This window comes from Microbulbifer magnicolonia, assembly GCF_035117725.1.
GTDB classification, from domain to species: domain Bacteria; phylum Pseudomonadota; class Gammaproteobacteria; order Pseudomonadales; family Cellvibrionaceae; genus Microbulbifer; species Microbulbifer magnicolonia.
In genome coordinates, this window is record NZ_JAYEFD010000001.1 from 701,485 (window position 1) to 723,685 (window position 22,201).

At 59.8% G+C, this 22,201-nt stretch carries 19 protein-coding genes; 8 read left to right on the top strand and 11 right to left on the bottom strand.

Annotated features, from left to right (window positions below):
- The 4 genes from RRF64_RS03140 to RRF64_RS03155 all read left to right on the top strand — a co-directional run bounded on the left by RRF64_RS03140 (window position 1) and on the right by RRF64_RS03155 (window position 3,119).
- Window positions 1-1,443: a hypothetical protein gene (locus tag RRF64_RS03140; RefSeq protein WP_323844370.1), complete on the top strand. Its 1,443-nt coding sequence runs from the start codon at window positions 1-3 to the stop codon at window positions 1,441-1,443.
- A 2-nt stretch (window positions 1,444-1,445) separates the two neighbouring features.
- Window positions 1,446-2,021 (top strand): condensin complex protein MksE, encoded by a 576-nt coding sequence (locus RRF64_RS03145; protein ID WP_323844371.1) that lies wholly within the window; start codon window positions 1,446-1,448, stop codon window positions 2,019-2,021.
- A 294-nt stretch (window positions 2,022-2,315) separates the two neighbouring features.
- Complete coding sequence (locus RRF64_RS03150) at window positions 2,316-2,636, top strand: YidH family protein (protein ID WP_323844372.1); 321 nt, start codon at window positions 2,316-2,318, stop codon at window positions 2,634-2,636.
- Window positions 2,637-2,753: 117 nt separating this feature from the next.
- Window positions 2,754-3,119 (top strand): alpha/beta hydrolase, encoded by a 366-nt coding sequence (locus RRF64_RS03155; protein WP_323844373.1) that lies wholly within the window; start codon window positions 2,754-2,756, stop codon window positions 3,117-3,119.
- A gap of 105 nt (window positions 3,120-3,224) precedes the next feature.
- Here the strand turns inward: RRF64_RS03155 and RRF64_RS03160 are convergent, their stop codons facing one another.
- On the bottom strand, window positions 3,225-4,058 hold the full coding sequence (locus RRF64_RS03160) for a sterol desaturase family protein (RefSeq protein ID WP_323844374.1): 834 nt from the start codon (window positions 4,056-4,058) through the stop codon (window positions 3,225-3,227).
- Window positions 4,059-4,372: 314 nt separating this feature from the next.
- Here RRF64_RS03160 and RRF64_RS03165 point away from each other — a divergent pair, with 314 nt between their 5' ends.
- Window positions 4,373-5,185, top strand: a complete 813-nt coding sequence (locus tag RRF64_RS03165) for a DUF2092 domain-containing protein (protein ID WP_323844375.1) — start codon at window positions 4,373-4,375, stop codon at window positions 5,183-5,185.
- A 620-nt stretch (window positions 5,186-5,805) separates the two neighbouring features.
- Window positions 5,806-8,100: a thioredoxin domain-containing protein gene (locus RRF64_RS03170; RefSeq protein ID WP_323844376.1), complete on the top strand. Its 2,295-nt coding sequence runs from the start codon at window positions 5,806-5,808 to the stop codon at window positions 8,098-8,100.
- Window positions 8,101-8,134: 34 nt separating this feature from the next.
- On the opposite strand, the gene RRF64_RS03175 is transcribed toward RRF64_RS03170, so the two are convergent.
- Window positions 8,135-8,368 (bottom strand): zf-HC2 domain-containing protein, encoded by a 234-nt coding sequence (locus tag RRF64_RS03175; RefSeq protein WP_323844377.1) that lies wholly within the window; start codon window positions 8,366-8,368, stop codon window positions 8,135-8,137.
- Window positions 8,369-8,371: 3 nt separating this feature from the next.
- A complete protein-coding gene (locus tag RRF64_RS03180) occupies window positions 8,372-8,998 on the bottom strand; it encodes an RNA polymerase factor sigma-70 (protein WP_323844378.1) in 627 nt (208 codons plus the stop codon).
- A 128-nt stretch (window positions 8,999-9,126) separates the two neighbouring features.
- Here RRF64_RS03180 and RRF64_RS03185 point away from each other — a divergent pair, with 128 nt between their 5' ends.
- A complete protein-coding gene (locus tag RRF64_RS03185; RefSeq protein WP_422732619.1) occupies window positions 9,127-9,447 on the top strand; it encodes a methyltransferase domain-containing protein in 321 nt (106 codons plus the stop codon).
- 30 nt (window positions 9,448-9,477) lie between these two features.
- On the opposite strand, the gene RRF64_RS03190 is transcribed toward RRF64_RS03185, so the two are convergent.
- The 6 genes from RRF64_RS03190 to RRF64_RS03215 form a co-directional block, all read right to left on the bottom strand.
- Window positions 9,478-10,449, bottom strand: coding sequence for a hydrolase (locus tag RRF64_RS03190; RefSeq protein ID WP_323844380.1), 972 nt, complete (start codon window positions 10,447-10,449; stop codon window positions 9,478-9,480).
- Between the two features lie 86 nt (window positions 10,450-10,535).
- Window positions 10,536-11,852, bottom strand: a complete 1,317-nt coding sequence (locus RRF64_RS03195; RefSeq protein ID WP_323844381.1) for a hypothetical protein — start codon at window positions 11,850-11,852, stop codon at window positions 10,536-10,538.
- A 348-nt stretch (window positions 11,853-12,200) separates the two neighbouring features.
- Window positions 12,201-12,542, bottom strand: a complete 342-nt coding sequence (locus tag RRF64_RS03200; RefSeq protein ID WP_323844382.1) for a DUF411 domain-containing protein — start codon at window positions 12,540-12,542, stop codon at window positions 12,201-12,203.
- Window positions 12,543-12,669: 127 nt separating this feature from the next.
- Window positions 12,670-13,575 (bottom strand): L-histidine N(alpha)-methyltransferase, encoded by a 906-nt coding sequence (egtD, locus tag RRF64_RS03205; protein WP_323844383.1) that lies wholly within the window; start codon window positions 13,573-13,575, stop codon window positions 12,670-12,672.
- A 65-nt stretch (window positions 13,576-13,640) separates the two neighbouring features.
- Window positions 13,641-14,924, bottom strand: a complete 1,284-nt coding sequence (gene egtB / locus RRF64_RS03210; RefSeq protein WP_323844384.1) for an ergothioneine biosynthesis protein EgtB — start codon at window positions 14,922-14,924, stop codon at window positions 13,641-13,643.
- A gap of 195 nt (window positions 14,925-15,119) precedes the next feature.
- Window positions 15,120-17,726: a TonB-dependent receptor gene (locus RRF64_RS03215; protein WP_323844385.1), complete on the bottom strand. Its 2,607-nt coding sequence runs from the start codon at window positions 17,724-17,726 to the stop codon at window positions 15,120-15,122.
- Between the two features lie 299 nt (window positions 17,727-18,025).
- On the opposite strand from RRF64_RS03215, the gene RRF64_RS03220 reads away from it, so the two are divergent.
- Window positions 18,026-20,383 (top strand): penicillin acylase family protein, encoded by a 2,358-nt coding sequence (locus RRF64_RS03220; protein ID WP_323844386.1) that lies wholly within the window; start codon window positions 18,026-18,028, stop codon window positions 20,381-20,383.
- 58 nt (window positions 20,384-20,441) lie between these two features.
- Here the strand turns inward: RRF64_RS03220 and RRF64_RS03225 are convergent, their stop codons facing one another.
- Together RRF64_RS03225 and cysG are read right to left on the bottom strand one after the other, a co-directional pair.
- Entirely contained in the window at window positions 20,442-20,666 is a 225-nt protein-coding gene (locus tag RRF64_RS03225; RefSeq protein WP_323844387.1) for a hypothetical protein, read from the bottom strand.
- A 121-nt stretch (window positions 20,667-20,787) separates the two neighbouring features.
- Window positions 20,788-22,176: a siroheme synthase CysG gene (gene cysG, locus RRF64_RS03230; RefSeq protein WP_323844388.1), complete on the bottom strand. Its 1,389-nt coding sequence runs from the start codon at window positions 22,174-22,176 to the stop codon at window positions 20,788-20,790.
- Window positions 22,177-22,201 lie beyond the last annotated feature (25 nt).

The window sequence follows — 22,201 nt, forward strand, 5'->3', positions numbered from 1 at the left end:
ATGCCAGTCAGAGTCGATATCACGCTCATCCAGGTGCTGCAGAACAAGCACCTGTTCTTCACATTGATGGACCGGGTAGAGCGGGATCAGAAAAACCCCTCGATGGAGTTCACCACCAGCGATTACGACAAGCTGCTGATGCAATCAGTCGCCGGGCTGGAGGTGGTGGAGCGGCTAAAGCAACTGGACGCCCTGTCTCTGGACAATCTGGAGCATTGCGGACTGCTCAACTACCGGGATCCCCAGTCTGGCCGCTTCCGTCTGAAAGACTTCGTATTGGAGATGCTGCGTCACCTGGACAATTCCCGGCTCCGGGAGCTGTCGTCGGCAGAGCTAAACCAGCTTATGGCGCAGCTTGAGCAGTGTTACAAGCAGGTCAGCAACCCCCTGATCCCATGGGTCGTGGGAATTCCTCAGTTTGATGAGATGCTCGAGCAGGTCTATCAGACCCTGCACGGGGTAGACTCACGCATCCGCTCCGCGGTGCGCGCGTTAAAAGGACAGGCAGAGACACTGGCAGCCAAGGTGGATGAGCAGGCATTTAACGACCTTGAGCATACCGATCAAGTGCGCGAGGCGTTGGATTCCATATTGAAAATCCACGAGCGCTATGTGACACCGACACTGCAATTTCTGGATGAGCGATTGGATATACGCCGGCTGGACACAGAGCTCGACGGTAGCTATGCGCCGATGGCGCTGGTACGTAAGATTGTCGAGCGCTTCCAGCAGCACAATCAAACCGAACACGTGGCCCGGCTCAACAGGATTCAATTGCATATTCTAGGTAACTCACAGGATGTGGGCGAAATAGCCAACAGCCTGGAAACCTACATAAAGTATGCGCAGGACGAACGTCGCCGCTACAACCGCACCGAAGAGTTATTCAATGTGCTGAAAGATGCTGTCCAAGAGCGCCAGACTGGGCAACTGCGAAACTGGGCTTTACGCGCAGATGATCCGGTATTCAATCCAGTGCGGATACTAGGCGGACTGAAAAGCTACAACCGTAGCTACAACGCGAAACTGAACTGGCCCGAATCCCGGGGACTCGCAGAGTTCAACGAGCTGTTGCGGGTCCGCCTTAAAAACGAGACGCTGCACCCGAAGGCCGGACGCAAGCCCGTACAAGAACCTCCCAGCGCCGCGGAGATTGCCAAGCGCAATGCGGTCAGTAGGATCATGGAGGCGATGGAAGGGTTCGGCTTTGATGCAGACTACCAAGATGCATACCGGGTGCTGCATGAATACCTGTGTGCGACCATGCCAGGATACAGGCTTAACCTGCTGCTTGATGCCCTGCCCTTTCTAGGTGCCAAGGGCCAACTGCAGACGCACCAACCGGCGGAATTTTCCGAAATTGATCACAAGGATATGCGACTCCGCTACCGCAAACGCGTATATCTAGCCAAGAGAGAAGAGCAAGCAAGGGAGAATCAGTAACTATGGATATCGGAGCAAGCCAAAGAATCTACCAAGAGCTCATCAACGGTGGGGTCATCAACAAGAAGACGCCAGCCGACGGCCACTTGGTGGACAATCCCTTGTATGACGAACTGGCATCCTCGGACAACCGCCCCCATTACGACCTGCTGTACCGCTGTATTGGATACGAGCTGAAAGAGCTTGGGGAATGCTTCTTCCTGAACGAAATCGGGAAAAACGAGATACTTTCAGATGCGGCCATGAAGATACAGGCCATACTAGTAATCCTGGTGCGAGGAACGACACAAATACCACTGTTGACCTCTATCTTGACGGAGTACACAGCAGGCCTCGGTAAAGAGCACCTGGAAAGGATTGGGGAGAACGAAGAATATCAGCACATCATGCGGGCTGTGGGATTACGTAACAGCTTTGCCAAAGAACTAGAGAACGTGTTGATCGCGCGCAAACTGGCGCACTGGAACGGGAAAGAACGGCTGGTACTGAGCAGCGGGGGTATAGCCCTTTTGGATCATCTCCATCTACAGATGGAGATCGAATCCTCGGAAGCCTCGGTCAGTGGCGCGAGCATTTAGGACGAGAATTTGATGACGCCACATGTGAGAATGATTCTCATAGCCGCATTCCACCTAAAAGCCATGAGTCAAATTTACACCGAGCGAATTCATATAAATCAATAGGTTAGCGGTTTATTACGCAACATTTCTCTCGATTTAGTCAAATAGCCCGGCATCCACTGTAGTCCTCCGCACCAACCGATCTCCACCAGCCTCCCTGCCTTTACCGTATGGGTTCGGATCGAAAGATCACGCTCCTGCGTCATCTAGACTTCGACATCGGAGCAAGCCGATACAGCACGGGAGCCACAGATGGCTCGGAACTTCAAAGAGCATGCCGCCAATGAGCGTACATTCCTCGCCTGGGTGCGAACCGCAGTGGCGGTCGTTGGCTTCGGACTCGCCGCCGGGCGGCTGAGCGAGCAGCCGGCGTCACCTTGGTCGGAGGTCGCGTTACTTGTCTGTGGTGGGTTTGTCGTGCTGCTGTCGTACGCCCGCATGCGCGTCCAGCGCAGACAGATTGATGCGCCAACGGGACCGGACTATGAGGCCAGGCCGTTCGACCTGCTGCTGGTGGGGCTCGTCTTCAGTCTGTTTGCCCTTATGGCTTTCTTCACCTTACACCTGACGTAGTTGTCGCTGGAGCCCGTTTCCATGTCCAGGTTTCATACCAGATCCTTTGGCGAATCCGTTAATTTACCGGAGACGGGCGAGTTATTGCGGGAGTGACGCTTGCCAAGTGTGTCAAATATGTGCAGCCCGATGGTGGTTTCCATGTGGGCAATTTTCGATGCCTTTTCCGAACTGCAAGGGATCAGCCAGCATCAGGAGCCTATAGATCTGGAGCTGATAAGGATGGGGGCCTACACGGCTGCCGAAATGAATCCCCAGCTGTTCGCGCCTGCAGTGAAAATGCCGGTGCTCATGTTCCAGGTACTCGAAGACGCCTGGACAAGGAACCCGGAAGACGGGCAAAAGACCTTCGATCTTTTGGGGAGCGAAGACAAGGAACTCTTCTGGATCGAGAACACCACGAGACGTTTAAAGGACGGATACAACTATTTCGGGCGGCACCCGGAAAAAATCCTTGCGTTCTTCGACCGCTATATGAAGTGAGGCTTGATTCTCTTTTATTGTGCAACCGGCTTCCCGATGAAGAGTCTCCATTCGGGAAGCTTTTCGGCTGGAGCAACTGGTCGATGAGCAATTCGGCCACCTGTTTCACGTGTCGCGATTGATCGGATAGCCGCTCGCGGGGCCCCGCCAGGGCTGGACAAGCATGCGGTCCAGCCAGAGGTCCCGGCGGGTGCGGAACTGCTCGATGCCGATGGTCATGCCCTCGTGGCCGTCGCGCGGCTGTGCGCGGTAGCTGCCCAGCAAGCGGTCCCACCAGGGCAAATTGAAGCCAAAGTTGCTATTGGTTTCGGACGGATGGATCGAGTGGTGGATGCGGTGCATGTCGGGCGTGACCACGAACCAGCGCAATACCCGGTCTACGCCGACCCGAATACGGACATTGCTGTGGTTGAACATGGAGGTGGCGTTCAACAGGATCTCGAAAGCGAGCACGGCGGCGGCTGGAGGACCGAGCACCATCACCACGGCAAGTCGGATACCCATCGACAGAATTACCTCAACGGGGTGAAAGCGCAGACCGGTGGTTACATCGAATTCGAGATCGGCGTGATGCATGCGGTGCAGCCGCCACAGTGCGGGCACCGCGTGGAACATCACATGCTGCAGGTAGATGGCGAGGTCGAGTGCGAGCACTGACAGTGTGAAGGCCAGCCATGCGGGCACGTCGACGATATTGAAAAGCCCCCAGCCCCGCTCATCCGCCACGAGCGCAAGGCCGACGGGAATAATCGGGAACCCCAAACGAAGAATGGCCGTGTTGGCGATGACGATGCCGAGATTGTTGGTCCAGCGAAGGCGGCGGGAAATTTCCCGCTTGCGGCGCGGCTTCGCGACTTCCCAGAGCGCCATAGCGGTGAGAATGCCCAGAAAGAACACCAGGCGGATGGTCGGCTCATGGGCAGCGACGGCTTCATTCATAGGATCGCCAAGGTGGACACGGCTTCAATCTACATGCTCCTTTTCCAGTGCTGCTCGCCGCTGGGGCGGTCAGGTCACGGCAATTGCCCGCATTAGCAATAGCACAAAATACTGGCGCCGAGTCCAGGATGCCTGAAGTCTGCAGCAGGCTGGTTTGCCCTGCCCCCATCTGCTCGGCGCCGATACCCGTCGGATTTACCGCCATCTTGAGAATCCTCTTCTAAACTCACTCATATGGCGGCCACAGCGTTGCGCCGTATATCGACCCGGCTCAACGGTCGCGCAAGACTGCGGGATACGCGGAGATACCCTGGATGCTGAGAAACCACCAAATGGGCGCCCTGCTTCTGGCGTTGATATTTATTGCCTTGTCGTGGGTCGGTTTGCCAGCCAGTGCGCAGACTCATAACCAGGCGCCCGCGGACAGGGGCAGTGCTGAACGTGGTGAGAGCGCCGTTGACCCCGCATCGATCAAAGCGCTGCAGGAGATGGCGACCTATCTCGGCTCGCTGAAATCCATCGCCTTCGACGCCGCGACATTCACCGAGGCGGTGCTGGATAACCAGCAGAAACTGCTGGTTCCCGGTGTCGTGCGCTACCTGGCGGTAAAGCCGGACAAGCTGCGGGTGGAACTGCTCGGCGAATCTATTAAGCGGCACTTCTACCACGACGGCACGAAATTCACGCTGGTGGCACCCCGGGAGGGATATTTTGCCGAACTCGACGCGGCTTCATCGACGCGCGACGCGCTGGTGATGGCCGCGCGCGATTTCGGTATCGAGGTCCCCTTTGCCGATTTGCTCGAATGGGGCCATACGCGGGACGCTTGGAAGAATATCAGCGAGGGGTTTTTAGTCGGTATGGATAAAGTGGACGGCAAGGAGACCCAACACTGGGCATTCAGAGGCCCGAACCTGGACTGGGAAATCTGGATTGCAACCGGAGACAAGCCGCTCCCCCTGCGGATTTCCACGGTTAACACGCGGGATCCGACCAGGCCACGCTTCGTGGCGACGCTCAAATGGTCAGAGGCACAGGTGCCCAAGGCCGAGCAATTTTCGCCAGCGCTGGCGAAGGAACTGAAGCGCATCGAGTTCAAGAAAGCCCCGCCGAAACAGGAGGGTTGAGAATGATAGGCAGCAGTTGCCGCGCGAGTCACGATTCGTGTCGCCCGCTAGCATTTCTGGCTTTGTCGAGCGTTCTGCTTGTGCTGCTGAGCGCACCGGCCGAAGCACTCGGGCGGTTTGGCGGAGGCGGAGCCCATTTCAATGTCGGAAGCCATTTCAATGCGATGCGGCCGATAGGCGGTTTGGGTTTTCGCCCGGACTTGCGCGGACCGGAATTTCAGGGAAGATTCGCCGGCGGTCGCCCACTGGACCGGCCGTTACGCCCGGATGACCCTGCACACCCAATCCGCCCTTACCACCCCTACCAGCACTATTATCCGCACTACTGGCCGTACGCCGGCCCCGGACACTGGGCCGGTGCCGCAGCCGGCGCGGCCGCAGTGGGCAGCTGGATTTATTCGCTGCCGCCGGACTGCACCTCAATTTCCATAGGCGGCATCACCTATGAACAGTGTGGTTCAGCCTGGTATCGCCCTCACTACACGGGCGTACACATCGCCTACGAATCTGTCGCGGCGCCGCGCTAGCGGCGGCGGACGTTTGTCGGCCAATGGCTGCCAGCTGCAGTATTGTGCGCTGCGCAACAGTGAACATTGCAATAGCGACCGTGGCATAGCCCGGTGGCCAATGCACGCAGTCACGTGAAGGATGGGCTGATGCCGGAAACACCCAACATGGTCACCGCCGCCCTGCCCGGCATCGAGCCTTACGATGAGTCCCTGCAGGCAGAACTGGCAGCAGCCTACCGGAACAAAGGTGATGCTTACCGCCCGAGAAGTCGCCACTTGAATGCGGATGGCTCGGCCAAGTACACCAACCGCCTGTTGCTGGAAACCAGCCCCTATCTGCTGCAGCACGCCCACAATCCGGTTAACTGGTATCCCTGGGGCGCTGAGGCGTTTGATGCGGCCAGGAGACGCCATCTTCCAATCCTGCTCAGTGTGGGCTATTCCACCTGTCACTGGTGCCATGTGATGGAAGAAGAATCCTTCGAGGATGTGGAAATTGCCGAGGCGCTGAACCGCCATTACATCGCGATCAAAGTGGATCGCGAGGAGCGACCGGATATCGATGCGGTCTATATGGGCGCAGTGCAGGCCCTGACGGGTACCGGCGGCTGGCCGATGACAGTCTGGTTGACGCCTGACGGCAAGCCTTTCTATGGCGCATCCTATCTTCCGCCCCGCACCGGCGACCGCGGCGCGCCCTACGGCTTCCTCACTCTGTTGCAAAACCTGGCGGAAAGTTACCGCCTCCAGCGGGAAAAGGTGACCCAGGCGAGTGCAGGTTTGGCCCAGGCGGTGGCACAAATCCTGGCCCCGCAACCCGGTGGCGACCTGCCCGGTGCCGCGCTTTTGACCAGCACCGTGGACCGCTACCGGGATATCTACGACCCGCAATACGGCGGGGTGCGCGGCGCACCCAAGTTTCCCAGCAGTCTGCCGATACGCCTGCTGCTGCGACACTACCGTCACAGTGGTGAGGCTTTCGCGCTGGAGATGGCCGCGACCACGCTAAAGCGAATGGCGGCGGGTGGAATGCGCGACCAGGTGGGTGGCGGTTTCCATCGATACGCCACCGATGCGCAATGGCTGGTGCCGCATTTCGAAATCATGCTCTACGATAATGCGCTGCTCACGATCGCCTATCTCGAGGCGTTCCAGGTCACCAGGGACCCGCAGTTCAGGGTTGTGGCGGAAGATATACTGCACTTTCTGCGCAGGGATATGGCTTCACCCGAAGGGGCCTTCTACGCCGCCACGGATGCCGACAGTCTGGCCCCGAACGGGCATCTCGAAGAGGGCCGCTTCTTCACCTGGACGCCAGCGGAGATAGGCGCGGTGTTGAGCGAAGATGAAGCAAAACTGGTTACCAGCCATTTCGGGATTACCGCGGCTGGAAACTTCGAGGGCCGCAGTATCCTGCATGTCGCGCAGCCGCTGGCAACGGTGGCCGAGGCTCTGGGCTTAGACTTGCAGCGCGCCCAATCCCTGTTGCGCTCTGCGCGGGAGAAACTCTACCGCGCCAGGGCCGGGCGCCCCGCCCCGCACCGCGATGAAAAGATACTCAGTGCCTGGAACGGCCTGGCGATTTCCGCCTTTGCCCGGGCTGGCCTGGTACTGGATGAACCGAGTTTCACGGCAATTGCCAGGACGGCGGCCAGCTTCCTGCTGGACAAGCTGTGCGACGGGCAGCGCCTGTACCGCAGTTACAAGGACGGCCGCGCCCGACATGCGGGTTTCCTGGAGGACTACGCGTTTACCGTCGCGGGACTGCTCGATCTGTACGAGACCACCGGCGAAACTCACTGGCTGCAACAGGCACTGCTACTGGATCGGGTGCTGGCGCAGCATTACGAGGATGGCGAGCACGGCGGCTTTTTCCGGACCGGCGATGACCAGGAACAGCTTCTCGCGCAGGAGAAGCCCGCCTTTGACGGCGCCGAGCCCTCGGGAAATTCAGTGGCGCTGCTGAACCTGCTGCGCCTGCACGAATTGACCGGTGAAGACCGCTATCGCCAGCGCGCCGAAAACGGTCTGCGGGCTTTTTCCCTCAATCTGCAATCCAATCCGCTGGCGCTGTCCGAAATGCTACTGGCGCTGGAATTTTATTGCGATAAGGTCAAGGCAATAATAGTCGTCACCCCTGAGGGCGAACGGGACAGTGCCGCGCCCATGCTCGCGGCGCTGCGGCAGACCTTTCTGCCGAATCGCGTCCTTGTCGTGGTAGAGGAAGGTTCCGAACTGGAGCGCCACGCCAAGCTGGTTCCGCAACTCCAGGGGAAAGTAGCCCTGCACGGCCGAGCCACCGCCTATGTGTGTGTGGAGGGGAGCTGTCAGTTGCCCTGTGAAGACGCAGCAATTTTCGCCCGGCAACTCGCAGAGATTGTCCCTTATCACAATGCGCCTGTTTGATTGCCGCCGCGCCGGTATGGATTTCCGAGGCCTTTCACCTGTCGCCGTTATCCTGATTCCGGGAATCGGCGGCGGCGTCATTGGCCGCACCGGAGCCATTGGTATAGCAGCGCGCAATCTCGCGCAATGTCTTCATCTGGTTACTGAAATTCCGGCAGCCGGAACATACCGCCAGATGCAGCCTGACATTCGCACCTTCGCTCAGCGATAGCTGGCGTTCCTGCGCCTCGGAGACCAGGCGGGTGATTTCCCGGCAACTCTTGAGCACGACTCAGTCCTCCAGCATGTACCAGTTGTTTTCCAGGCACTCGCGCAACCGCACACGGGCCCGGTAGAGTGTCACGTTTAGGTTGCTTACGGTGATCTCCGCGGCAGCGCAGATTTCGTGGCTCTCCAGCTCGATAAACTCGCGCATCATAAATACCTGCGCCTGGCGCACTGGCAAGTGATTCAGGCAGACCTCAAAGACACGCCAGAAGTGCTTGTCGTAAACGGCCGATTCGGGATCCTCCCACTGCGCGGGTCTCTCGTCCCGGAGCCAGTGGCCGCGCAGGTCGAAGAGTTCGTCGTGGTCGTGTTGCTCCCGGTCCGCCCGCAACAACTGGTCTGCGTCCGCATAGCGCTGGCGCTGACGCAAAATGTCGGCGATCTTGTTCTTCAGAATCGCGAAAACCCAGGTTCTGAGCGCAGCCCGCCCGGCGAAGGTTCGCACATTCTTGAAGGCGCCGATCAAGGCCTCCTGCACCGCGTCCTCCGCCAGCTGGTGGTCGTTCAGTTGCAGGCTGGCGAAGCGGAGCATCTGCCCTCGCAATTCCTGCAGGAATTGCGGGTCCGACAGGGGGGACTGCTCCCTACTTTCGACCAGGTTTATGCTGTCAGCGGCGACGTTCTCGCTCAATGGCCATATCCTCGATACAAATCACTGGGATCAGGCAATACTACCCGAAACCGGCTCGCGCTCGCACAGGCCGAAATCGGGCCTGCGGCAGAACCGCCGGTCGTCGGGCCGCTTGTATTTAGTCGCTTCTGCGGCATTTCTGTTACACAGAGCAGTTCGGTTTTGGCAATGTGCGCTTCCCGCACGGCTGTATCGAACGGCTTGAGCGCCTGGATCTGGAGGCAGGCAGCTTTGACGTGAATGTGTCCAACTGCGTGGTGATCCTGTCCACGGACAGGGAGGCGGTGTTGCGGGGCATACATCGGCTGCAGAAAGAAGGCGGCGAGTTCTATTTCTCCGACGTCTATGCCGGTCGGCGCGTACCGAAAGCAATGCGCACCGATCCGGTCCTCTGTGGTGAATGCCTGCGCCAGGTCGCGCCAGGCAAGGCGGCAACTCGCGAGCTCTGACGTTTCTGTGTCAGTGTTGCGCGGAGCTGATTAGCGCACGGAGTCGAGAAACGCGGGGATCCGGGTTTCCAGCCAGTAGCTCGGGCGCCAGAGACTGCCGCCGACAAAGCCCACATGGCCGCCCTTCTCACTGATCTGTAACTGTACGTCTGAGCTCACCTCCATTGGCTCCGGCAGGGCTGACGGACAGATGAACGGATCATCCGTCGCATTAATGATCAGTGTGGGCACGCGGATGTTCCTCAGCAGCGGCTTGCTGGACGCCCGCGTGTAGTAGTCGTCGACGTCGCGGAATCCGTGCAGAGGTGCGGTAAAGGCGTTATCGAAGTGGCGGAAATTTGCGAAATAGACGCCCTTCTCCAGATCTGGCAGGGCCGCGGCGAGACAGGGATCGCTGGCCTTCAGCCGCAGACTCTGTCTCAGGGAGCTGAGCAGGTGTCGCTGGTAGATTCGCGACATGCCGGTATTGATACGCCGGCTGCAGGCATGCAGGTCCAGTGGCGCCGATACCGCCGCCGCCGCCGTCAGGGGACTGCCCTGCCCGTCTTCACCGAGCATCTTCAGCAGTACGTTTCCGCCCAGGGAGTAACCGACGGCCATCAGTGACGTATGCGGAAATTGCTTGCCGAATTCTCCCAGGAGCCAGCGCGGATCCTCGCTGTCGCCGCTGTGATAAGCCCGCGGCAGCTTGTTGGGGATACCGCCACAGCCGCGGAAGTGCATTACCGCCACCTGGTAGCCTCCCTTGAGCAGGCTTTCCATCAGGCCCTGGACATATGGAGATGCCACAGAGCCTTCCAGGCCGTGCAGTACCAGGACCAGTGGCGCGGCCGGATCGTCCCTGAGCGGCCGCGGCGTATGCACGGCCAGCCGATCGCCGTCGGGGGTCGCATACCAGCGGCAGTCGGTCTGTATCCAGGGTTCTGGGCGGTGGAACCGGGCAAATACCGTCTGCAGATGGCAATTGCCCAGCCCTGTGGCAGGCGAGAACTTCTCGGTCATACTTCTAATCCAGCAAGCTCAGTGTGCACCTTACCGTTTTTTTATCGTGAAACAAGTTGTCGGCGAAGCCGCGCACGCCCTCGACGTCAAAGCGTATACATATAGGCCACCAGATCCTTCTTCTCCTGCTCTGTCAGTTGCGTGCCGAGGACCAGGTTGAAGAACTCCACCGTATCGTCGAGGGTCATCAGGCGGCCGTCATGGAGATAGGGCGGCGAATCCTTGATACCGCGCAACGGGAAGGTCTTGATGGGCCCGTCGGCGCTGGCGAGGCGGCCGTTGATCATCTTGGGCTTGAAGAAGCGCTCCGCGCGCAGGTTGTGCATCAGGTTGTCGGTGAAGTAAGGCGGTGTATGGCAGACAGAGCACTGGCCCTTGCCGAAAAAGACCGCTTCGCCCCTGATTTCCTGCTCTGTGGCCTTGCTCTTGTCCAGTCGTCCCAGCAGGCCGAGCTTCGGCGCGGGCGGAAAGTCGAATAGTTCCTGCACCTCCGCCATAAAGTGCACCTGGCTGCCCCGCTCCAGAATGTTGACGCCTTTTTTGGTCGCGATGACCGGATCGCCGTCAAAGTAGGCGGCGCGCTGTTCGAACTCGGTGAAGTCCTCGACGCTCTTCAGGGCACGCTGGGAGCCAAATAACCGTTGGATATTCACGCCCCGCAGTGTGGGCGTATCGATGCGATGGCGATGTTTCTGCGGGCGAATGTCACCGACCAGGTGGGTGGCCGCGTTGGTGTGGCCATTGATATGGCAGTCCAGGCAGGACACACCCTGGCTAGGTTTGATCGAGCGCCTGTCCCAGGTGGCGTTGAACTGCTGTTGCGGGAAAGGCGTGACCAGCAGGCGCAGCCCCTCGAGCTGTTTCGGGTTGAGTATGCCGTTAAACAGGTCGTAGAAATTGGTCAGGGTGACCGCTTTGCCCTGGGAGACATCGCCGAGATCCGGGCGCGTGGTCAGGAAGATGGGCGGCGGGAACTCGGGCAGAAATTCATCCGGAAGTACGAAGTCGAGATCGAAGCGGGTCAGGTCCCTGTCCTCCTGCTCCTTGATCGCGTCGATATGGAACTGCGGGAACAGCATGCCGCCTTCATTCTGGTTGGGGTGTGGCAGCGGATAGAAACCCTCGGGCCACAGGCCCTTGCTCATAACGTCGTCCGGCGACATCTTTGCTAGCTGTTCCCAACTGGTGCCACGGGGCAGTTTGACTCTGACCCCACCCTGCACCGCCTTGCCGCCACTCATGGTGACACCCTTCACCGGCCGGTTGGACAGGTCGTAGCGCTGATTCAGCAGGGTCTTGTGGCGCTGGAGTATTTCGGATTTTTCCCCCTGCATCCGTTTCAGGGTGCTAGTGAAACTCTCCTTGTCCACGACCGGCGCGTAGCTGCTTGGTGGCGCATTCATTTGCGCAAGGGCTGGCAGCGAAATAATGGCGAGTAGTGCCGCTATCCATCGGACGCCGGCAGAAATAATAGAGGTCTGGATGCACATAAAGCTCCTCCGCAACACAGGATTTTGCTTTTCAAGTGAGGTTCCTCAACGATGCATGACACAACCGTTGCGGGACGCATCCATCTAAATAGTTCATGTGCGGGGGCAGTGCCAATAGAACTTCAATCTATCGGCAATAGCGCGTGACAAAGAGGGCTCATGCGCACCATAGTGGATTTTTGCGTTTTGCAGGTGGCGTTCGGGGACATCAGTCGTCTGGCGCACCAACTGCCGGTGGCCGAATAGAAGAAATAGGTATCTTCAGGGTTTCTGGGGCTCTTCGACGCGGGCGTAGAAACGATACTCCCCTCCGCGCAGCAACAGGTAGATAACAAACGGGGTAAAGTTTTCACCGTCGTACATGCCGGGACTGCCCTCCGGCATGCCGGGAACCGTCAGTCCGAAACTGCCCTCGGGCGGGTCGGCCAGAAACTGTTCGATGTACTTTGCCGGAACATGTCCCTCAAATACGTATTTGCCTTGCCAAACCGCGGTATGGCAACTCTCCATACCACTGGGGACTGCCCACTCGCCCTTGATCTTGCTCATGTCGAAGCTGTTAACCGCCTGCGTCTCCATGCCAGCGCTATGCAGGTGATTCATCCACTTCTTGCAGCAGAAACACAGTGGGTGCTTGAAAACGGTCAGGTGTTTCGGTTGCGCGTCTTCCTCTGCTATCAGGCAGCTGCTCGCGAGTGCGAAAAATAGCGCAATTGCGCGAAGAAGATGATCAGCGGGCCTGCGCGAAATGAATGGCATAGTGCTGTTTTCGATCCGTCCAGTATTTTATCGGTGTAAACCCGGTACGGCGAAGCAGGTCGCTAAAGCCGTCGAGGGTATACTTGTGGCTGTTTTCGGTGTGGATCGTCTCTCCCTCCGCAAAGTCCAGCCGAGTGCCGGCGAGGTTTACGCACTGCTTCGTCAGGCTCACGAGGTGCATTTCCACGCGCTGCCGCAGTGGATGGTAAAAAGCCCGGTGCGCGAAATGGGAAAGCTCAAAATCCGCACTCAGCTCAGTGTTGATACGCGCGAGGATATTCTTGTTGAACTCCTCGGTAACATGCTCGCTGTCGCAATAGGCCCGCTCCAGCACCACCGAATCCTTGACCAGATCGGTGCCGATCAGCAGGCCATCTCCGCAATCGAGATTCGAGGCAAAAAGCTCCAGCAACGCCTCTGCCTGTAGCGGAACGAAATTACCGATGGTAGAGCCGGGAAAAAACACCACCTTCCTGTGCGCGGGCAGATCTCCCAGTGGCTGCCAGGCGTCTGCTTGGGTGAAATCACCAACCGATGCCCGCACCTCGAGATCCGGCAGCCGGGCGTTGATCCTGCTCTGCGCGGCGAGCAGGATTTCCGGTGATATGTCGATGGGAAAGTAGCCGCGGGGCGCCGCCAACTTCTCGAGCAGGGGTTCCACTTTCTCGCAGTTGCCCGCGCCGGGTTCCACAATGAGCGCCTGGGGCCCAATATACTCCGCCATGTCCGCGATATGTTCGGCGAAGATGGCGGCCTCGGTGCGGGTGAGGTAATAGTCGTCGAGTTCGCAGATCCGCTCGAACAGGCGCGAGCCGGTTTCGTCGTACAGATATTTGCACGGCAGTGTTTTCTGCTTCCCGCTCAGGCCGTCCAGCACATCTCTGAGAAACTCGCTATTCCGAACCTCATCGTCACGCATAGGCTTCAGGGCCATATTCACATTCAGTCTCCTGCCAGGCGAATTCCGCTAAACTGCCACCCTTGGTGCGGATAGAAGAAATTCCGGTAACTCATGCGGATATGTTCCGCGGGCGTAATGCAGGAGCCACCGCGCAGAACCTTCTGGTTACACATAAACTTGCCATTGTATTCCCCTACCGCCGCCGGGCTGGCCCTGAATCCGGGATACGGCAGATAGGCGCTCGAGGTCCACTCCCAGAGATCGCCGAGAAACTGGTTCTGGCCGCCCTGCGCGGCGAGCGGGCGAAACGCGCGCTTTTCCAGCAGATTGGCCGCGGCCAGCTGGTCCGGCTTTCGCAAAATGTACGCAGCCGCCTCCCACTCGAACTCGGTAGGAAGACGGAATCCTGCCCAGGTGGCGTAGGCATCCGCCTCATAGAAATTGATATGGCAGACGGGCTCGGCGTCGACAATCCGCTGGAGACCGCCCAGGGTGAACTGGTACCAGCTGCCCTCGCGTTTTTGCCAATAGAGGGGGCAGTCAATACCCTGTTGCTGCACGAGAGTCCAGCCATCGGCCAGCCACAGGCGCGGCTCCCGGTAACCGCCATCCTCGATAAATTCGAGATATTCGCCATTGGTTACCAGGCGCGACGCGATGCGGAAGTCGTGCAGTAACTGCTGATGTGCGGGGCTTTCGTTGTCGAAAAAGAAGTGTTCCCCTTCGCTGCCGATGCCATAGATTGCGTCCGGGATCTCGAGCCACCGCAGCGGATCTGCGTCGCCGGGGTCCTCGTCATCGGCAGTAATGTCCAGATAGGCGGGAAGCGTTGGATTAATGGAGAACGCGTGCTTGATATCGGTCAACAACAACTCCTGATGCTGTTGCTCGTGATTGAGGCCCAGGGTGATCAGTGCCTCCATGTCCGGCGTAAGCGGGCCTTCGTTCAGCAATTGCTCGATACTGCGGTCTACCGCGCGGCGGTAGGCAAACACGGTGTCGAGGTCGGGGCGGGACAGCAGGCCGCGCTGCGGGCGGCTGAAAGGGGTGCCGAGGCTGTTGTAGTAGGAGTTGAACAGGTGGTGAAAGTCGGGATCGAAGCGGCGGTAGCCAGGAAGCCGGTCTGCCAGGACAAACGTCTCGAAAAACCAGCTGGTATGGGCCAGGTGCCACTTGGTGGGGCTGGCATCGGGCATCGACTGGAGTTGCATGTCCTCGGCGGTCAGCGGATCCGCCAACTGCTCTGTCTCCCCGCGAACGCGCTTGTAGTGCGTGAGGAGTCGCTGCTGAATGTCTGAACTTACCTCACCCGCAAGTATTGTCATGGCAACAGCCAACTGCGATTAAATTCAATTGCTCGGAATTGATCATACGCAGTTTTGGCGGGATTCCCATGCGCCCATATGAATGCAGGCAGCATTGGGCGCCAGTTTCTGTAACCGTGAAAAACAGCGGGACATAAAAAAAAGGGGCCGGCAATTGCCGGCCCCTAATCTCATCAGGCTGATTCCACGTGCCGCTTAGAAGCGGACAGTGAAGTCTGCACCGTACATGCGCGGCATGTAACGCCAGGCGGGGCTGGCGCCGATGGCAGCACCGGTGCCGCCGTAACCACCGGCGATTTCCTCGTCGGTCGCGTTCTGCACCCACAGGGCCGCGGAGTAGCGGTCGGAGGCGCTGTTCCAGCCGGCGCGCAGGTTCAGCAGCTGGTAGTCCTCGACGATGCGGGTCGGGTCGCTGATGGAGCCGATACGCTCGTCGGTCCAGTTGTAGTCACCGCGCAGCACCACGTCGCCACCGGAAGCCAGGCCGATGGTGTATTCCGCCATCAGGTTGAACTTGCTCTCCGGAGTGTCAACGCGCGGCTGGCCGATCTTGTCTGCAGCGTCCTCTGCAGTTTCGCCAATGGCCTCGATGTAGCCGTACTTGGTGAACTCGGTATCCAGGTAAGAGTAGTTACCGCCGATAAACAGGTTATCGGTGGCGGCCCACTGCACCTCGATTTCCGCACCGGTGCCCTCAGCGTCGGAGTTACGCAGGTTGTAGCTGGGGATGGGCGTACCGACCAGGTCCAGTTCCTGCAGGTTCTTGTACTCATAGCTGAAGACGGACGCGTTCAGGCGCACGCGGTTGTCGAACAGGCTGCTCTTCACACCGATTTCCAGGTTTACCACGTCTTCCTGGTCGAAGGAAGGTGACACGTTCGGACCGAAGTTCAGGCTGTTGAAACCACCGGCCTTGAAGCCGTCAGCCAGGGACACGAAGGTCATGACGTCGTCGGTCCAGCGGTAATCCAGCACGACACGGCCGGAGACATCGCTCCAGTTCTCGTTCAACTTGGAATCCAGCATCGGCTGGCCGTTGTTGAAGAAGGCCATACCGAAGGGTTGCGCCGGCAGTTGCAGTGCAGGCAAAGGCAGGAAGCCGACCACGCTGCCGTCCGGGCCCATCAGAGGTACGTTGCCACCGCTCAGAGCGAGCGGAATCGCGTTCTGGTAGGCCGTCTGGATGGTGAAATCCTTCTCGTCGTAGGTGTATCGGGCACCTACGGTCAGGTCCATCTTGTCGGTCAGGCTCCAGGTGAAATCGCCGTAGACGGCGGTGGAGCGATAGTCGCCGGTATTCAGGACGTTTTCGTTCCAGGCCACGTCACCCACGACCCACGGTTTGAAGCCGGCCAGCAGTTGCATGGCCATGGCCTGGGAATTCAGCATGCTGCCGGTAACACCGGCGGGAGCGCCGAAGGCGGCCAGCAGCTGATCCACCTGACCTGTCTGCAGCATCAGGTCATAGACGAAAGTGGCTGCGGCTATACCTTCCAGTCCCAGTTCCTTGTAGTACTGGCGATTCAGTACTGCCATTTCTTCCAGTTCGGTCTGGCTCAGCTCGGGGAAGTCGACACCTGCGGCCTCCGCTGCAGCTTTCTGCGCCTCATACTCCATCTTGGTGCCTTCATACACCGCGAAGGACTCCAGCGAGCCGGAGGTGAAGTAGGCCCAGGTGTCGTGCTCCAGCTTCTCTTGGGAGTAGGAGGCGCCGACGGTCCACTTCAGCGTGTCGGTGGCGCCGTTCAGGCGGAATTCCTGCGAGAACTGCTCCTGCTCGTCGAAGTTGGCGGAACCGAACTTGTAGTCCAGGTTCGCAGTGCCATCCTCATCCTGTTGCAGGTGCGCATCGAACTTGCTGTAGGCCGTGATGGAAGTCAGGGTGAAGTTTTCGAAGTCGCTGGTAACGGTCAGCGAGGTGCCGAACGAATCGCGATCTTCGATGGTCGGGGTGTCCAGCGCGTAGTCGCCGTATACATCGGTGCCGCCGTCCAGGGCCTGCAGGCTGGGCACGATACTGCTGCGCAGTGCGCTGCCCTGGTCCATGACGCCGTAGTCGGCGCGCCACAGGACTTCGGTATCAGCCGTCGGCTCCCACAGGAGTGAGGCGCGATAGGTCTGGGTGTCCTGGTTGCCGGCGGAGAAGCCTCCCGCCATATTGTCGGCAAAAGAATCGCGGCGGTTGCTGGACGCGGTGATGCGGCCGTACAGATTGTCGGTCAGCTGGCGGTTGACCAGCAGATCGGAAGACTGGCGGCCGTAGTTACCGGCGGTCAGGCTCAGCTCGGTGGTGTCATCGGCCTGCGGCTTCTTTGTGATGATGTGAATGGCACCACCGGTGGCGTTGCGGCCGAACAGGGTGCCCTGCGGGCCCTTCAGCACTTCCACGCGCTCGATATCCGCCAGCGGCACTTCGGCGCCGGCACCGCGACCGGTGTAGACACCGTCGACGTACACGGCCACGGCCGGGTCGGAACCCACGGTGAAGTCACCGGTTTGAATACCGCGAATGCTATAGGTGGGCTGGAGCGGGGTGTCGTTGTTCATCTCAACGCCCGGGGTGAATTTGCCCAGGTCGGTGAGGTTCTCCACACCCATGTCTTTCATGTTCTCGCCAGTAAAGGCGGAGATTGCAATAGGTACATCCTGCAGGTTTTCCGCACGTTTCTGCGCGGTAACTACTACTTCCTCGATTTCTGCAGCGTAGGCTGTGCCGCTGATGGCAGTGGCAAAAGCAATAGCTCCAGAGAGGATGGATAGGCTGAAATGCCGGGTTTTTCCGGTCTGATCGGCGTCGTGCATCATCGCGTCCTCGCGTTTGTTGTTATGAAAAGCGTGATGTTTTTTGTGTCAGTTTTTTGTTATTGGGCGCCATCTTACGATCACCAATGTCGATTTGAAAGCCTGTTGTGACTTTTTTCTAGTGACTGGTCAGTTCTGCCGGGCGCGCAATATTGAGGCGGCACTGTACTGGCATCAGATTCTACAGAAAATCATTTTTTGTGACCGCCCTTTGTCCGCGAGTAACTATTTTGCGGCCTCCCCGCCTTGCTAGAATCACAAATTACACCAAATACAATAATGTCCCGCTGGAAAACCTCATGGCCAAGAGTTCCCCGCCAACCCGCCTGGCGCTGCGCATCCTCATCGGTGTTGCCGCATTCATCCTTTTGCTGGCCTGCGCAGCCTGGCTGTGGTTGCGCCAGAGCCTGCCAGTCCTGGACGGCGTGCTCGACACCGGTGTGCTGCGGGCCCCCGCCACCATTCACCGCGATGCCCAGGGTATTGCGCTGATCGAGTCGGAAGATCGCAACAGCACGGCATACGCGCTGGGCTTCCTGCACGCCCAGGAGCGCTACTTCCAGATGGACCTGTTGCGGCGCAATTCGGCGGGTGAACTGTCAGAGCTGGTCGGCGCGGCGGCACTGAAGCACGACAGAGAGGTGCGTCTGCACCAGTTCCGCAAGCGCGCAGAGCGCAACGTCGCCGCCCTGCCCCAGGCCCAGCGGCTGCTGCTGGAAAGTTACGTGGACGGCGTCAACTTCGGCCTGCAGCAACTGGCCGCCAAGCCCTGGGAGTACGCGCTGCTCGGCCAGGAACCCGAACCCTGGACCAGTGCCGACAGCCTGCTGACGATATTCAGCATGTACCTGACCCTGCAGAGCCCCATCGGCAAGTTTGAACTGCGCGATACCGCACTGGCGGATCTGTTGCCGCGGGATCTCTACGAGTTTTACTTTCCCTTGGGTGGCAGCTGGGACGCTCCGTTGATCGGCGAGGTCCGCGGCCCGGTAACCATGCCGGAGACATCCATCGCCTCACTGCTGGAGCCCGGTGACCCTATCGCTTATCAAGTGATGGAGAGCGACGACAAGATCTACGGCAGCAACAACTGGGTGGTCGGCGGCGCCCTGACCGAACACGGCGGCGCCATTCTGGCGGACGACATGCACCTGGGCCTGAATGTGCCCAATATCTGGTATCGCGCCGGATGGAATCTGCCGGGTACCGGCCGCACCATGCGCGGCGCCACGCTGCCCGGCGGCCCCATCGCCGTTGTCGGCAGCAACGGGCTGGTAGCCTGGGGCTTTACCAATACGGCGGGTGACTGGGGCGACCTGATTCCGCTGGAGCTGAGCGAGGACGGCAGGCAGTACCTGACACCCGACGGCTGGCGCGATTTCGACATAGAGCGCGAAACCATCGCCGTCAAAGGCGCCGCGGCGGAGACACTGGAGGTGCGCAAAACCATCTGGGGCCCGGTGGTCGCCGAGAACCACCGCGGTGTCCCCCTCGCCTACCGATGGATCGCCCATGACATTCGCGGCAGCAATCTGAATCTGCTGCGCCTGGAGACTGTCACCACTGCCAGCGAAGCCCTCGACCTGGGGCCCAGCCTGGGCATTCCGCACCAGAACCTGGTGGTGGGCGACAGTGAGGGGCATATCGGCTGGACGGTGGGCGGTGCGATTCCCCGCCGCGTGGGTCTCGATGGCAGCCGCTCCGTTTCCTGGGCAGACGGCACCGCCCACTGGGACGGTTACCTGACGCTGGAAGAGCAACCGCGGGTCTACGATCCCCCCTCCCACCGAATCTGGACTGCCAACGCGCGCACAATGGACGGCGAATTCCTGCGCGTCATGGGCAATCACGGCTACGCGCTCGGCGCGCGTCAGCAGCAGATCCGCGACGACCTCTTCGCGCGCGATCGCTTCGATGAACAGGCACTGCTGGATATCCAGCTGGACGACCGCGCCGTGTTCCTGCAGCGCTGGCAGGAACACCTGCTCACCCTGCTGGACGGACGGCAGAACTACCGCGATGTGCGTGAGCAGGTGCGGGACTGGGGTGGTCGCGCCGGTGCCGATTCAGTGGGCTACCGCATAGTGCGCAACTATCGTATGAAGTTTATGGAAATTACCACCGCGCCCATCCTCACCTATATGCGCCGCTACCAGCCGGACTTCTCCTTCGGCCCGCTGAAGCGTCAGTTCGAGTACGCGCTATGGGAAATGGCGCAACACGAGCCCGCACATCTGCTCAACCCGGATTTCGAGTCCTGGCGGGCCTTGAAGCTGTCCGCGCTGGATGAGGTGTTGGCCGAGATGGCCGCCGATGGGCGCCCCTTACACGAGCAGACCTGGGGCGTAGAAAATACGGCGCGCATTCAGCATCCGCTCGGTCGCGCGGTGGCCGCAGTGAACTGGTTGACCGCGATGCCCGCCGACCAATTGTCCGGGGATACCCATATGCCGAGGTTCCAGTCGCCCACTCACGGCGCCTCTGAGCGCATGGTGGTTGCACCCGGTCGCGAGAATCGGGCGATCTTCCATATGGCCACCGGCCAGAGCGCACACCCGCTGTCGCCGTTTTTTGACCGCGGCCACGGGGATTGGGTCGAGGGGAATCCGTCGCCGCTCTCTGAGGGGGAAAGCCGCTACGTGCTTAGACTTCGCTGATACGAGTGGCCGGTGGTTGGTGCCCGGTATTCCGATCACCGGCCACCGGCCACTCGTATCAGGCCGTCTCGTCCAGTATCGCGAAGGAGAGAAAGGATGTGAGCAGGCCGATCGCCAGTACGAACGGCAGCAGCGGAAAGCAGAGCATCAGCAGCGAGGTGGCTATCCAGAGGTTTTTTACCCAGCTTCTTTTCAGGCGGTAGCGCTGCGAATAACGGCGCGTGTGGCTGTCGTCCTGACTCGGTACACAGATCTCGCTTTCCCGCGGCAGGAAGAATCGCACTAAAAGAGTGCAGTGAAACCGAATCAGGGCCAACAGCATATCGAGCACCAGACGCAAACTTACCTTGCAGTATAGATGCTCGAGTTGGGCCGGCCGCGCGCCGGCGCGGCGCAACGGCGGTTTATTTAGCGGGGTTATACCACTGCAGTTTTTCGTGCAGGCTGACGACACCGCCGATGATGGTGAGGGCCGGCGCCTCAACGGCTTCGGCCTCCGCCAGCTGCGGGATTGAATTCAGGTCGCCGACCACAACCCGCTGCTCGCTGGTGGTGCCCTTCTCCACCAATGCCACCGGGGTGTGCGCAGGCATGCCGTGCGCGATCAATTGGCTGCAAATCGTCTGGAGACCGGTGAGGCCCATATAGAAGACGAGCGTCTGCCCCGGAGAGGCCAGCTCGCGCCAGGGCAAATCCAGCTCACCCTGCTTCAGGTGGCCGGTGATAAAGCGCACCGACTGAGCGTGATCCCTGTGTGTCAGCGGAATGCCGGCGTAGCTGGCGCAGCCGGAAGCGGCGGTGATGCCCGGCACTACCTGGAAGGGAATTCCGGCCTCGGCCAGTTTGTCGATCTCCTCGCCGCCGCGACCAAAAATAAACGGATCGCCACCCTTCAGCCGCAGCACTTTTTTGCCCTGCTGCGCGAGGTCGACTAGCAGCTGGTTGATGTCGTCCTGCGGTACCGAGTGAAACTCCTTTTTCTTGCCCACATAGATACGCTCGGCGTCGCGGCGCACCAGCTCCAGTACGCCGGGCGAAACCAGGCGGTCATAGAGCACTACATCGGCCTGCTGCATCAGGCGCAGGGCGCGGAAAGTCAGCAGATCGGGATCGCCCGGGCCACCGCCGACCAGGTAGACTTCACCGCTGGGCGCCGGGCTGCCCTGCCAGTTTTGCAGCGCCGCGAGCAACGCGTTTTCACCGTCGACGACGTTACCCGCTTCCACCTTGGCGGCCACGGGACCGGAAAATACCCACTGCCAGAAATCCTTGCGCTTCGCTTCCGGCAGCGCCGCCTTCACCTCTTCGCGCATGCGCGCCGCCAGTTCCGCCAGCGAGGCAATCCCGGGCGACAGCAGGGCTTCCATTTGCGCCCGGATTCGCCGGGCCAGGACGGGCGCGGACCCGCCACTGCTGATGCCGATCGCCAGCGGCCCTCGCTCGACAATGGCGGGAAACGTGAAAGTGCAAAGCTCTGGCGAGTCCACCACGTTCACCGGCAGGCGCCGGGACTGCGCATCGACAGAAACGGTGCGGTTCACTTCGGGATCGGCGGTCGCGGCGATAACCAGCTGAACCTGCTGCAGAAGCTCCGAGCGGTATTGCTGAAAAAGCACTTCACCATCCGTACTCGCAACCAGTTGCTGTAATTCGGCGGAAACTTGCGGGGCAACCACCACCAGCCTGGCGCCGGCCTTGGCCAGCAGCCGCGCCTTGCGCGTGGCGACGGAGCCACCGCCGACGATCAGGCAGGAGTTGTCTTGGACATCGAAAGCGAGAGGCAGGTAGCGCAAGGTGGTTGTCCGTTGATGCTCAGCG